Annotated in this window: 11 protein-coding genes; 3 read left to right on the top strand and 8 right to left on the bottom strand. The window is 38.3% G+C overall.

Annotation, left to right across the window (positions count from 1 at the left end; all coding sequences use genetic code 11):
* Positions 1 to 577: 577 nt before the first annotated feature.
* Positions 578 to 1,468: a 3-hydroxyacyl-CoA dehydrogenase gene (locus C3F34_RS00140; protein ID WP_044739510.1), complete on the bottom strand. Its 891-nt coding sequence runs from the start codon at positions 1,466 to 1,468 to the stop codon at positions 578 to 580.
* A 198-nt stretch (positions 1,469 to 1,666) separates the two neighbouring features.
* Between C3F34_RS00140 and C3F34_RS00135 the strand changes: the two genes are divergently transcribed.
* Positions 1,667 to 2,794 carry an AraC family transcriptional regulator gene (locus C3F34_RS00135; protein WP_044739511.1) on the top strand — a complete coding sequence of 376 codons (1,128 nt, stop codon included), beginning with the start codon at positions 1,667 to 1,669 and terminating at the stop codon, positions 2,792 to 2,794.
* A 103-nt stretch (positions 2,795 to 2,897) separates the two neighbouring features.
* Here C3F34_RS00135 and purD read toward each other — a convergent pair whose 3' ends face one another.
* From purD to prmA, 5 genes are all read right to left on the bottom strand, one after another.
* Complete coding sequence (gene purD / locus C3F34_RS00130; RefSeq protein WP_044739512.1) at positions 2,898 to 4,181, bottom strand: phosphoribosylamine--glycine ligase; 1,284 nt, start codon at positions 4,179 to 4,181, stop codon at positions 2,898 to 2,900.
* A 127-nt stretch (positions 4,182 to 4,308) separates the two neighbouring features.
* On the bottom strand, positions 4,309 to 5,883 hold the full coding sequence (purH, locus tag C3F34_RS00125) for a bifunctional phosphoribosylaminoimidazolecarboxamide formyltransferase/IMP cyclohydrolase (protein WP_044739513.1): 1,575 nt from the start codon (positions 5,881 to 5,883) through the stop codon (positions 4,309 to 4,311).
* A gap of 93 nt (positions 5,884 to 5,976) precedes the next feature.
* Complete coding sequence (gene fis / locus C3F34_RS00120; RefSeq protein WP_001086304.1) at positions 5,977 to 6,246, bottom strand: DNA-binding transcriptional regulator Fis; 270 nt, start codon at positions 6,244 to 6,246, stop codon at positions 5,977 to 5,979.
* 391 nt (positions 6,247 to 6,637) lie between these two features.
* On the bottom strand, positions 6,638 to 7,519 hold the full coding sequence (locus C3F34_RS00115; RefSeq protein ID WP_044739514.1) for a DUF3426 domain-containing protein: 882 nt from the start codon (positions 7,517 to 7,519) through the stop codon (positions 6,638 to 6,640).
* 18 nt (positions 7,520 to 7,537) lie between these two features.
* Positions 7,538 to 8,440 (bottom strand): 50S ribosomal protein L11 methyltransferase, encoded by a 903-nt coding sequence (gene prmA, locus C3F34_RS00110; protein WP_044739535.1) that lies wholly within the window; start codon positions 8,438 to 8,440, stop codon positions 7,538 to 7,540.
* A 263-nt stretch (positions 8,441 to 8,703) separates the two neighbouring features.
* On the opposite strand from prmA, the gene C3F34_RS00105 reads away from it, so the two are divergent.
* Positions 8,704 to 9,366, top strand: coding sequence for an IS1595 family transposase (locus C3F34_RS00105; protein ID WP_104440784.1), 663 nt, complete (start codon positions 8,704 to 8,706; stop codon positions 9,364 to 9,366).
* A gap of 22 nt (positions 9,367 to 9,388) precedes the next feature.
* Here the strand turns inward: C3F34_RS00105 and C3F34_RS00100 are convergent, their stop codons facing one another.
* Together C3F34_RS00100 and C3F34_RS00095 are read right to left on the bottom strand one after the other, a co-directional pair.
* The gene (locus C3F34_RS00100) at positions 9,389 to 10,195 is read right to left on the bottom strand and encodes a bile acid:sodium symporter family protein (protein ID WP_104440783.1); all 807 of its coding nucleotides are present in this window, start codon (positions 10,193 to 10,195) and stop codon (positions 9,389 to 9,391) included.
* Positions 10,196 to 10,764: 569 nt separating this feature from the next.
* Complete coding sequence (locus tag C3F34_RS00095) at positions 10,765 to 11,112, bottom strand: hypothetical protein (protein WP_044739516.1); 348 nt, start codon at positions 11,110 to 11,112, stop codon at positions 10,765 to 10,767.
* A 263-nt stretch (positions 11,113 to 11,375) separates the two neighbouring features.
* Here C3F34_RS00095 and mnmG point away from each other — a divergent pair, with 263 nt between their 5' ends.
* On the top strand, positions 11,376 to 13,256 hold the full coding sequence (mnmG, locus tag C3F34_RS00090) for a tRNA uridine-5-carboxymethylaminomethyl(34) synthesis enzyme MnmG (RefSeq protein ID WP_016166492.1): 1,881 nt from the start codon (positions 11,376 to 11,378) through the stop codon (positions 13,254 to 13,256).
* Positions 13,257 to 13,298: the final 42 nt, after the last annotated feature.

Genomic DNA, 13,298 nt, shown 5'->3' with positions numbered 1-13,298 from the left:
TTAGATTATCGCGTTATGATATTGATATCACGTTGCAGTACTGACAAAGCAGCTCTAATCTCTCAAAAAGTTACGCTATCATAACAATAAAACTATATTCAATATAGTGAATAAGAATTCAATGCTTATCATTTTAGGCGCAAAAGAAAGTGTTCATTTTTTATAAAAGAATAGTAAAAACAATACATTGTTTTAAATAAATATAAATAATCCATTCATTTTGCTGAAAAAATAAGCTTTATAAGATTTTATCCAATAGACATACGAAAAATGAATAATTTATGTAAATAGCATTAATTGTTTAATATATGAGTGATTGAGTTGATCAATAATTTTAACAATTTTTTATTTTTAAATTGTTGCGTGTGAATTTTTAAGGTTATAAAAAATGAGGGTCTGGTCTTCGGTGTTCTTTAATGTCTATTCAATTGAGAAAATATATAGAATACTTTTGAGCTTTATGAAATAAAAAGGCTTGAGAGGTATAAAAGTCAAAGCGATACCATAAGAAGCATCGCTTTGCTGTATATGGAATATGCGTGTATAGAATTGAATGTTTAATTTCTATACGCAACTTTTATTTTAAAAAGTTAGCAGATTCATACGCAGGATTTGGATAGTTGTAGAAACCTTTGCCACTTGGCATGCCTAAATGACCAGAGTTAATAAATTCAACTTCTAGCTTTTGCATGAGTGGAACCATAAGTGGATTGGTATCTGCATTTAATTTTGCAACATTATATACAGTGTTAATGCCAATCATGTCTAAGATTGCAAAAGGACCTTTGGGCGAACCAAACGATTTCATCCATGCTTTATCAATAGTTTCTGGTTCTGAAACTTCTTTAATCCAAAGATCTAATGCTGAGATTAAAAATGGAACGAGCATTGAGTTAAGTAGGTGACCTGGTTGTTCTTTATAAATAGGTAACGCGACCATGCCAATTGCTTTTGCAAATTGAACCAAATCATCAAACACGTGTTTATCTGTTTGTTCATGTCCCATGATTTCAGCCATATTGTTGACCCAAATCATATTGGCAAAATGGAGGGCGAGAAACTTCTCTGGTCGACCAGTCAAATCACGGAACTGACTTGGTAATAAAGTAGAGGTATTGGTTGCGAAAACCGTTTTTGCAGGAGCAACTTGGCTCAGTTGCTTGTAAAATTCAGTTTTAATTGCCACATCTTCAGGCACTGCTTCAATTACTAGGTCGGCATCTTGAACAGCTTCTGCAAGGTTTGAATGGTAGCTTAAGTTGTTAAATGTATTGTCCAATTGTTCCTGAGTTGCATTTATATCTCGTTTATAGCATGCGCTTAATTCAGAAAATTTGGCTTTTGCATGGTTAAGTACGTCATCATTAATGTCATAAACTGAGACTTTGAAACCATGAAAAGCAGTTTGAAACGCAATTTGGTAACCTAATACACCACTACCAGCAACAGTTACATTTTTAAAATTCATTCTTGTGTCCTTATATTATCCTTAATGGAAATGGAACATTTATTTCCTTAACCTACGTATTTACAACAGGAGTTCATCCTTTCGAGATGTTGGTCATGCGTGGTTAAATGTCCATTTTTGCTATTGTGCCTTTGAATATTTATGCTAGCTTGACAAAATGAGTCAATTTTTTGACATATTGAGACAAGGATTGTTTAAATGGTTGATTTGGATTTAATACATAAAAAAGATACGCGACAAGATATGGTACATAGCTCAGGTTTGCGTGGCTATGTAGATGTTATGCAGCAGCAAAGAATAGATCCGCTGCCTTTATTGGAAAAATATCACATTAATTTAACAGATTTACACGCTGGTAATGTATGGATTAAGCATCAGTTCTTAATACAACTTTTAGAAGAGAGTTCACAAAAAGCCAATTGTGCTGATTTAGGTTTGAGAATTTCCACTTATCAGGATATTAGTGTATTAGGTGTACTCGGACAGATTATACAAAGTGCATCCACATTCCGAGAAGTAATTAAATTTTCATCGGATCTTTTATTCCTGCATGGTTCAGCATTGCGCTTAGAGATGAATGAACATGTAACGACTGATTTATTTGATCAGAATGCTGAAATTATAGAGATTGTTTACGATATACAACTCAAAAATTCAGAAAATATTTTCAGTAAACGTCAAGTTATAGACTTAGGTTTAGCTGTATGCCACCGAGTGCTCGCATATTTGAGTGGTAATCAATATCAACTTTTAAAAGTTTCACTACCACATAGCCCGCTTGCACCATTGAATATCTATAAACGATTTTTCAATGCTGAAGTTGTAGTGGGTCAAAAACATGCAGCTTTATATTTACATAAGGATATGTTGAATATTCAGTTTAATAGTTCAGATTGGGGTTTACGAGAAATTGTGGATAGTTATCTTGAACAAAGATTCCACAATCATCATAGTTCCATTGTTGAGCGAGTTCGTCACGCTATACGCATTCATTTATCAAGTCCCAAAGCGAATAAAGCCGAAGTTGCTCAGATGTTGGCAATGCATCCAAGAAGTTTGCAACGTAAGCTCAATGAAGCAGGTACAAGTTTTGAAGAAATTAAAGAGCAGTTGAAGCGAGACTTACTTTTACAATACTTAGTCGATTCGCAGTTGTCTATGAGCCAAATTGCATCAACACTTGGCTTTTCAGAACAATCTGCTTTAAGTCGAGCTTGTAAAAATTGGTTTGGAATGTCGCCTCGAGAGCTTAAAATCAAAGCTTTGAGTTCGCAATCAATATCACAAACCTCTGAACTGGGGGTGAAAAAGAGATTAACTTGCTGAATTAAGTAGATTACTTTTGCTTAAGTTACAACCTTCTTAGGTAATGGGGAAATAAAAAAAACCCGCAAATTAGCGGGTTTTTCTGTTGCCGTATCAATGCGAATTATGCATTTTCACGTGCAATAGCGCGATAACCAATATCTGTACGATATTGCATACCTGTAAATGTAACTTGACCACAAACTTCTAAAGCATTGACTTGTGCTTCAAGTACGGTATCACCAAGTGCAGTCACACATAAAACACGACCACCCGCAGTCAAGATGTGACCGTCAGCGCTCATTGCTGTGCCAGCATGGAAGATTTTAGTATTTTCTGGAGATTGGCCAAGACCAGAGATAACGTCACCTTTACGAACTGTTTCAGGATAACCTTCTGCTGCAAGTACAATACCAATTGATTTACGTTCGTCCCATTCAGCTTCTGCTGGGAGATTGCCTGCAATACCAGCTTCAACCAAATCGACCAAAGACGATTTTAAACGCATCATAATCGGCTGTGTTTCAGGGTCACCAAAACGACAGTTAAACTCAATTACACGTGGTTGACCTTGCTCATCAATCATAAGGCCTGCATATAAGAAGCCAGTGTAAACATGACCATCCTTTTTCATGCCTTCCACAGTTGGACGCATAATTTCAGTCATGACGCGGTCAAATACTTCTGGAGTAACCACTGGAGCAGGAGAGTATGCACCCATACCACCTGTGTTTGGACCTTGATCTCCTTCAAAGATACGCTTGTGATCTTGTGAAGTTGCCATTGGCAGGATGTTGTTACCATCGATCATACAAATGAAAGAGGCTTCTTCACCAGCAAGGAATTGCTCGATAACAACACGAGAACCCGCGTCACCAAATTTGTTGCCAGCGAGCATGTCATCAATCGCTGCAAAAGCTTCTTCGTTGGTCATTGCAACGATAACACCTTTACCCGCAGCAAGACCGTCCGCTTTAATTACGATAGGAGCACCATGTTCTGTCACGTATGCTTTTGCTGCATCGACTTCAGTGAACACATCGTAAAATGCAGTTGGAATATTGTGACGCTTTAAGAAGTGCTTAGCGAAAGCCTTTGAGCCTTCTAATTGTGCAGCAAATTGAGTTGGTCCCCAAATTTTAAGACCCGCTTCACGGCATGCATCGACCACACCATTGACCAGCGGAGCTTCTGGCCCAACAACAATCAAATCAACTGCATTATTTTGAGCAAATTCAATAATTGCAGGATTATTTTGAATGTCTAATGCAACGTTTTCACATTTATCTTCAGTTGCAGTTCCTGCATTACCAGGTGCAACAAATACCTTAGTTACTTTTTCATCTTGAGCGATTTTCCATGACAAAGCATGTTCACGACCGCCACTACCCAAAACTAAAATATTCATCGGTTCATACTCCATGAATCGAAAATGACATAAAGTCTTCCGCTGAAGCGCCGAAGACTTTATGCAAGATTTAGAAATCTGTTTTAATTAATACGAATGACAAAGTCATTACCGTCGAAATCCGAAATTAGTGACGGAAATGACGCATACCTGTGAAGACCATTGCGATGCCCGCTTCATCAGCAGCAGCAATCGTTTCTTCATCACGCATAGAACCACCTGGTTGAATAATGCACTTAATGCCTGCTTTTGCTGCATTATCAATACCATCACGGAATGGGAAGAATGCATCAGAAGCCATTACAGCACCTTCAACCACTAAGCCTGCATGTTCAGCTTTAATGGCTGCAATACGAGCTGAGTTTACGCGGCTCATTTGGCCTGCACCTACACCAATTGTTTGGCGGTTTTTTGCATAAACAATTGCATTAGATTTCACATATTTTGCGACTTTCCACGCAAAAATTAGGTCATCAATTTCTTGTTCAGTTGGTGCACGCTTAGTTACGACTTTAAGATCATCTTTCGTGATCATGCCCAAGTCTTGGTCTTGAACCAATAAACCACCATTCACACGTTTATAGTCTAACTGTGGAGCACGTTCATCAATTGCTGGTAATTCACCGCAAACTAAGACACGAACATTTTTCTTCGCGCCAGTCACTTCAAGTACGCCTTCAGCGATACTTGGTGCAATGATCACTTCAACAAATTGACGGTCAACAATTGCTTGAGCAGTTGCAACATCTAACTCGCGGTTAAAAGCAATAATGCCACCGAAAGCAGATTCGGGGTCAGTTGCATACGCAAGATCGTAAGCTGTTTGAATGCCATCTAATGAAACTGCAACGCCACATGGGTTAGCATGTTTCACAATTACGCACGCTGGTTTAGCGAAAGATTTTACACATTCAAGTGCAGCATCTGTATCTGCGATGTTGTTATAAGAAAGCTCTTTACCTTGAAGCTGTTTTGCAGTTGAAACAGAAGCTTCTGTTGCAGCAGGGTCAACATAGAAAGCAGCAGATTGATGCGGGTTTTCACCGTAACGTAAATCTTGAGCTTTATTTAATTGCGTATTGAAAGTACGTGCAAACTTGTCTGCTTCACCTTCTGCTTTGCCCACACGAGCACCTAGGTAAGAAGCAATCATGCCGTCGTATTGAGCAGTGTGTTCGAAAGCTTTTACTGCTAAATCAAAACGAGTTTCATAAGACAGCGCACCATTTGCTTTAAGCTCAGCAATAACAGTGTCATAGTCAGAAGCATTTACCACAATACCAACAGATGCATGGTTTTTCGCAGCAGCACGAACCATTGTTGGGCCACCGATATCAATGTTTTCAATTGCATCTGCAAGTGAGCAGTTTGGTTTAGCGACTGTTGCAGCAAATGGATAAAGGTTCACAATCACCAAGTCAATCGCATCGATGTTGTGTTCAGCCATTACTGCTTCGTCTAGACCACGACGAGCTAAAATACCGCCATGAATTTTTGGATGTAAAGTTTTTACACGCCCATCCATCATTTCTGGGAAACCAGTATGCTCTGAAACTTCCACTACAGCGATATTGTTGTCTTTAAGCAACTTATATGTACCGCCAGTTGATAAAATTTCTACCCCAAGAGCAGAAAGGTTTTGAGCGAACTCAACAATGCCAGTTTTATCGGAAACAGAGATTAATGCGCGTTTAATGGTCATGATCTTCGTCACAGTTATCAAGGATTAAAACAAAAAAAGCTAAAAATAGCAGGTAAAAAAAAATGCCCGCGGAAGCCGCAAGCATTTTATCATTTATTCACTCATTAAACCGTGAGCTTTCAACTTTTTACGTAAAGTACCACGGTTCAGTCCAAGAATCTCGGCAGCGCGTGTTTGATTACCACGTGTATACTCAAGAACTACAGATAAAAGAGGTTTCTCCATTTCTGCTAGCACCATGTCATAGACCTGAGAAGGTTGCTCGCCTTGCAATTGAGCAAAGTAATGGCGAACTGCGCGATCTACGTGAATACGTAGAGCAACATCAGATTGTGCAGTAAAAATAGGAGATTTGCTATTCATGCGAATTAATCCGAAAAATCAGATACCGCTTGGGTAAAGCGATATATTAATGTTGTCTATAAAAATAAATGAACTCCGTTTTAGATCCTAAAACGAGGAGTTCTAAAACTCGTACATTTAGCTTGCCACAAACTAGCTATTTTGATCAAAAAACATACGTAACAATAATTTAATATTTGTTACTGATCAAAATCAAAACAAAAAATAGATACCCTACGCATTATCTGGAATAAAGCGCATTGGCAAAACTAGTAGTTGTTGTGAAAATTAGCGAGGAGTTTGCAGCACAAAGCTTTCGTGGCGCGTATGATACCATTGTCTTAGAAAAAGTGAGCAAGAAAACTGCATTTTTTTTACTTTTTTTTTACTTTTTTTGTAGTTTTTTCATTTTTTAAGGTCCAACAATTTCTAAACTATAGTCATCAAAGCTTTTTCGATCGACTGGAAGCTCAAAATGGATTTTAAAAGGCCTTTTTTGAGGGATGCGCTCAATACCGACCAAGTTGTCTGCCAAATATTCTTTGGGTTGAAGCGTAAAGTTACCTGTTTCTGCTCCTTGTTCACGTAAGATAACCTTTAAGGTCGGTAATGGAAGGCTCTTATCGTGATAATTGATTAATTCACCTGTAAATAGTGTTTTATTTTTTGCTATACGCTTCGCTTTTACTTTGTTGGTACTAATGAGGGTATAGTTTTCTTGTTGTATTTCACATTTGAACAAAGCGCAAACTTGATTAAAGCTCGCAGCTAATTTAGGGCTACTTCTTAAGTACTGAGGATTAAACCAAAAGAATTGGAACAATAATAATAGAATAAGAGCAATATTGATGATGCCCCACATGACATAGTACATCGGGGTGCGAGGTTTGTGGTCGAGATCTTTTTCTGCAAGGTTAAGGGCAGGAAAGTTGCCGATTGGATCGGTACTGAAATAATTGAGATTGTTCAAATATGTTTTTAGATCAATATTTGAGTGTTCAATTTTTCGATCAAAAATCTCGAGTAATTGCTGACGATTCGATAAAGAATGTTCAAAAGCAATATTCGACATTTGCGGACGAAAATCAATATCTTGATTGGATGAATCAAAATGATCTTCCGAAGCTGGATAAGTCGAAAGCTGGCCAAATGGCTGATTGATCAAATGCGTTAAAGCATTAAACGTGGTTGAACACTTTGGGCAACAAACCATGCCCTGAGCAACAGTCAGTTGAGCCACAGAGACTCGATAAATTGTTAGACACTCAGGACAGCTGGTTTGTTTTTCGCTCATAGTTTTTAAGTTAGATAGTTAGGCTTTGTGGCGTTTGCCTGAAATACGGCACCAGTTTTCTTCACGTTTTTCAACTTCTAATATATCAAAAAATTCTGAGTAAATACTAGAAACATCAGCAACTTGCTCTTCGATTACACCTGCAAGTGCGAACTCTGCCTCATATTTTGTTAAAGTTGCAAACTCTGGTGCAAGAGCCATTAGCGGACCTGCTAAAATATTTGCAACTAATACATCCGCTTTTTGGCTGCCAAACGTTTCATTAAACTCATCAGGTAAGCCCACAAAAATTTTGTCGAGTACACCATTTAACTCAGCATTTTGTTGAGTCGCCAATACCGCTTGCGGATCAATATCTGTAGCGTAGACCTTTTTAGCACCCAATAATAATGCTGCAACACCCAGAATACCTGAACCACATCCGTAATCGATTACGACTTTATCTTTGAGGTCGGTTTTGCCAAGCCATTGTAAACACAGGAACGTGCTGGCATGGTTACCCGTACCAAAAGCTAGACCTGGATCAAGTTTAATGTTCACAGCATCTGCTTCAGGTGGCTCTAACCATTCAGGCACAATCCAGAATTTTTCACTGATTTGAATTGGTTCGTAGTAATCCATCCAAGATCGTTCCCAAACTTGATCTTCTAAGAACTCGCTACGCAAAGGTGCATCAGGCATTTGTGTACGAATGAAGGTTTCTAATGCAGCGACATCAATTTCTTCATTTTCTTCTTGTGCATAAATACCTGTCACAATCACTTTATTCCAAAGTGGTGTTTCACCTGGAAGTGGCTCAAGTAAGTCTTGATTTTCAGCATCGTCCAAAGTCACGCTCACTGCACCCAAAGAACTTAATAATGTTTCTGTAAAATCGACTTGTGCTTGATCAACAGTAATATGAATTTGTAACCACTTCACGGAATAACCCAAACTTTGCTTTTCTAAAGCGCACATTGTAACTGAGAGCAGCATTTACAGCTACACTTTCATATAACTGTAAAAATGATGCCGAGACATCCTGATTAAATTTATGATTAAGATTCGAGTTTGAGTGAATCACTTTTATTGACTGGTGTTGTAGCGCGATCAAATTTATTTAATAACATGCCGAACCCTGCGGCGATGATATACATAAATATTGAGGCTCTAGACTAGCAGACTAGTTATGTTGGTCTGTAATCATGATTAAAAACAGTAAATTAAGCCACTACAAGATTAAAAAAATCATTCAATGCTTTTGCATTGATATACCCGCTTCTAAAACTGCATTATTACTCAATTTAAATCGTAATACGATCAACTATTGGTACATGCTTTTTAGGGAAGCTATTTATGATCATCAAACAGATTTAAGAACTAAATTTGTAGGTTCTATTGAAGTGGATGAAAGCTATTTTGGCGCTAAACGACAACGTGGTTTTCATGGGAAGTTAAAACGTGGTCGTGGCACTTTAAAACAACCCGTATTTGGAATATTTGAACGGGATGGGCGTGTTTATACTGAAATCGTTCCTGACTGTAAAATGAAGACTTTACAAAAGGTTATCTTAGGTAAGGTGGCACTAGAAAGTGTCATTTATAGTGATGGATGGCGAGGCTATAATGGTCTAGTTGATGTTGGTTATTCAAAGCATTTCAGGGTAAATCACGGAGCAAATGAGTTTGCTAGAGGACAATGTCACATAAATGGAATAGAATCATTTTGGAGTTTCTGTAAACGAAGATTATCCAAGTTCAATGGTATCTCAAAAGATTATTTTGACTACCATCTGAAGGAGTCTGAATGGCGTTGGATGAGAGAACCTAATGAGTTAGCAACTGAGTTGTGGAACATCATTAGATAAAATTAAGTATAAATCTGCTAGTCTAGAGCCATATTGAATACACAGCTGCTGGTATAGATATGGTGGTATTTTCAAGAACTGTAAGGGCAATGGTCATGGCTAATGTACCGTTATGAATGCCAATTTCAAAAGCACAGGCACGTGCTTGCGTTGTATGTACACCCATAACACGAGGTACGAAATAACCAATGGACAAGCTGATGATACAGAAAACGATTGTTGCCACACCAATTTGAGCAAAGTATTCCATGATGTGAGCGCGCTCTTTAATAAAGGCAGCAACAATAATCAGGATTAAGAATACAACTGCAAAGATACGCACAGGTTTATTCATTTTATGTGTGAAATTCGGTGCAAAATGACGAATAAGCATTCCGATGCACACAGGCACAATAATAATGCCAAACACTTGAATAATTTTACTGAACTGTAGGCTAACTTGCTGTCCGTCATTCATAAAATAATTGATGGAGAAATTTACAATTAAGGGTAGCGTTACTGCTGCGAGCACGGAGTTAATTGCTGTGAGGGTAATATTTAAAGCCACATCACCTTTAAATAAATAGCTAAACAAATTGGCGGTACTTCCACCAGGCGAAGCTGCTAGCAACATTAAACCTACTGCAAGCAGAGGTGGTAATGCAAAAAGCTTACAGAGCAGGAAAGCTACCCCTACAAGTAAGAAAAGTTGACTAAAAAGTGAAATGAGTACGGCTTTGGGTTGTTGTGTGACACGCGCAAAATCTTTTGGAGTAAGTTCAAGACCTAAACCCATCATGACAATTGCCAATGCCAGTGGTAAAACAACGGTAATTAATCCTGCATCCATTCTTTATTCCTATTATTAAATTGATTTATTTTTAAAAAAATCAGTAAAAACTCGATCCTGAGTTTTTAATTGAAATTATGGTTATTTTTGTGTGGGGCTTTTGCTTAAGCAATACACAATTGATTTGATCATAGTATAAGCATAAACGTTGCAAATGACATTCATGCACAAAACTTGTTGGTTTAAGTATGATATATAAGCTTTATAACTAAAATAATGAGGGGAATGTTGGTCGTATTTCTTAAAAAAAATAAGCATTAATTTTGTGGTGTTTTTTTGTAAGTAATTGTTTTACATGTTTATATTTGTTTTGGTTATGGCGTATTTTATTTATTGAAGCATTGTTTCTTGTGTGTTGTTTTAGATGGAATTTGTCAACTCTAAAAGATGGTAAATGCATTTTATTATAAAAGTAGCTATAAAAGTGACTCTTGGGTTCTCATTATGTGTTTTGGTATTTGATGGAAAAAAAAATGAGAGTAAACAAGAGCGCTTACTCTATAACAAAAGTGGTCGAAGATGAAACACTTCAACCACTTAGAGTCATATAATATTGAGAGACTTGATATTTATTTAGGATAAGGCGCAGTGAAACCTAAAGCACATTTTCCTTTCACTTCCATCCCATTGATCATGACAGATTTGGTTGCCATATCTGTTTGGCATGCTGTCATTAATTCGGATTCATTTCCTTTCACGGCTTTATTGGTACTAAAGAATTGCGGTTCGCAGGTACCATTCCAAATAATTCCACGGTAAGCAAAACTAACCCAGGTTCCTTGGGATTTGCCTTTACAAACTTGCATGTATTTTTGGGCATTGTAGGTGGTTTCAACTTTATCATTTGCTTGCACGGTAGCAAATGGAGCAAGACATAAACCGCAGAGAACAGCAGAGAGTAGAATATTTTTATTCATGATGTGTACCTTATTCCTTTATTTGTAATGTTGCCTCTTAATAGGATAAAAAATAGACAAAATAAAACAGTGTAAATCAGGTAAATAGTGCTGAAAAATTGTGTTAAATTGCTTAATTATTAGACGATTCAATGGTGTTTATGTAGTGATATGAAACATTCAATAATAATTGTTTAAAAAATAAAATTGAGTTGCTTAGTCAACTTACTCAACAAAATTTGATATAATACTCTGTCATTCTTTTTATTTCTCTCTATACCACTATGCATTATCCTAAAGTTTACGATGTCATTGTTATCGGTGGCGGTCACGCAGGTACGGAAGCAGCACTTGCTGCGGCGCGTATGGGTCGACAGACTTTACTCCTGACTCATAACATTGAGACTTTAGGGCAGATGAGCTGTAACCCAGCTATTGGTGGTATCGGTAAATCTCACTTAGTTCGTGAAATTGATGCCTTAGGTGGTGCAATGGCATTGGCTGCCGATAAAGGTGGTATCCAGTTCCGTATTCTGAACTCACGTAAGGGTGCAGCGGTACGTGCAACACGTGCACAGGCTGACCGTGTACGTTATAAAGCCGCGATTCGCGAAACTTTGGAAAACCAAGCCAATCTAGATATTTTCCAGCAAGCAGCAGATGACCTCATTGTTGATGGCGATACTGTAAAAGGTGTTGTGACTCAAATGGGTATTCGTTTTGATGCGAAAACTGTTGTACTGACTGCGGGAACCTTCTTGGGCGGTGTAATTCATGTTGGTTTAGAAAAATCAAGTGGCGGTCGTGCAGGTGATCCACCATCAATTTCGCTTGCCCACCGTTTGCGTGAGTTAAATCTGCCTGTAGGCCGTTTAAAAACAGGTACACCACCACGTATTGATGCACGTTCTGTTGATTTTTCTGTGATGACTCCTCAACCAGGTGATTTCCCATCTCCAGTGATGTCATTTATGGGTGATGCATCTATGCACCCAGAACAAGTCAATTGTTATATCACGCATACCAATGAAAAAACTCATGACATTATCCGTGGCGGTTTAGACCGTTCACCAATGTACACTGGCGTGATTGAAGGTGTTGGTCCACGTTACTGTCCATCAATTGAAGATAAAATTCACCGTTTTTCGGACAAAGATTCACATCAAGTGTTCTTAGAGCCTGAAGGTTTAGATACACATGAGCTTTATCCAAACGGTATTTCAACGTCACTTCCGTTTGATGTGCAGTTTGAATTGGTACGTTCGATTCGTGGTATGGAAAATGCGCATATTTTGCGTCCAGGTTATGCGATTGAATATGACTATTTCAACCCACAAGCGCTTAAATTTACTTTAGAAACCAAAGCGATTAACAACCTGTATTTTGCAGGTCAGATTAATGGTACGACAGGTTATGAAGAAGCGGGTGCACAAGGTTTGTTGGCAGGTCTGAACGCTGCGCGTCGTGCTTGGGATCAGGAACAATGGACGCCAAAACGTGATGAAGCGTATATGGGCGTGTTGGTTGATGACTTGATTACATTGGGCACGAAAGAACCATACCGTATGTTTACTTCGCGTGCGGAATATCGCTTGATGTTGCGTGAAGATAATGCGGATCAGCGTTTAACGCCAGTAGGTCGTGAAATGGGCTTGGTGGATGACGTTCGTTGGGCTGCTTACTGTGAAAAAATGGAAGCTGTTGAGAAAGAAACAGGTCGTTTACAACACCTTTGGGCTGCCCCAAATAACCCGATGGGTAAAAAGTTTGTTGAAATGACAGGCGCTGACTTGTCTAAAGAATGTAGCGCGATTGACTTACTCAAACGTCCAAATATTTCATTTGCTCAAATTGCGGAATTGACTGGTTCTGAAGTGTCACAACAAGTGGGTGACCAAATTGAAATTGCGGTGAAATACGAAGGTTATATTAACCGTCAGCATGAAGATGTCGCTCAAATGAAACGTCTGGAAGAAACGAAAATTCCAGCTGATTTTAACTATGATGTTGTTTCGGGTCTTTCACGTGAAATTACCTTAAAGTTGAAAGATGTACGTCCAGATACCTTGGCACAAGCCAGCCGTATTCCGGGTGTGACACCAGCAGCAGTGCAGTTGGTGATGATCACGATTCGTAAGAATGCACAAACCAAAAAATCGGCTTAAGCTAATTTGATTTGAAAAAAACCCGCTTTAGAGCGGGTTTTT

Source organism: Acinetobacter sp. ACNIH2, assembly GCF_002934965.1.
GTDB classification, from domain to species: domain Bacteria; phylum Pseudomonadota; class Gammaproteobacteria; order Pseudomonadales; family Moraxellaceae; genus Acinetobacter; species Acinetobacter tandoii.
This window is presented reverse-complemented; position numbering and strand designations above follow the sequence as displayed.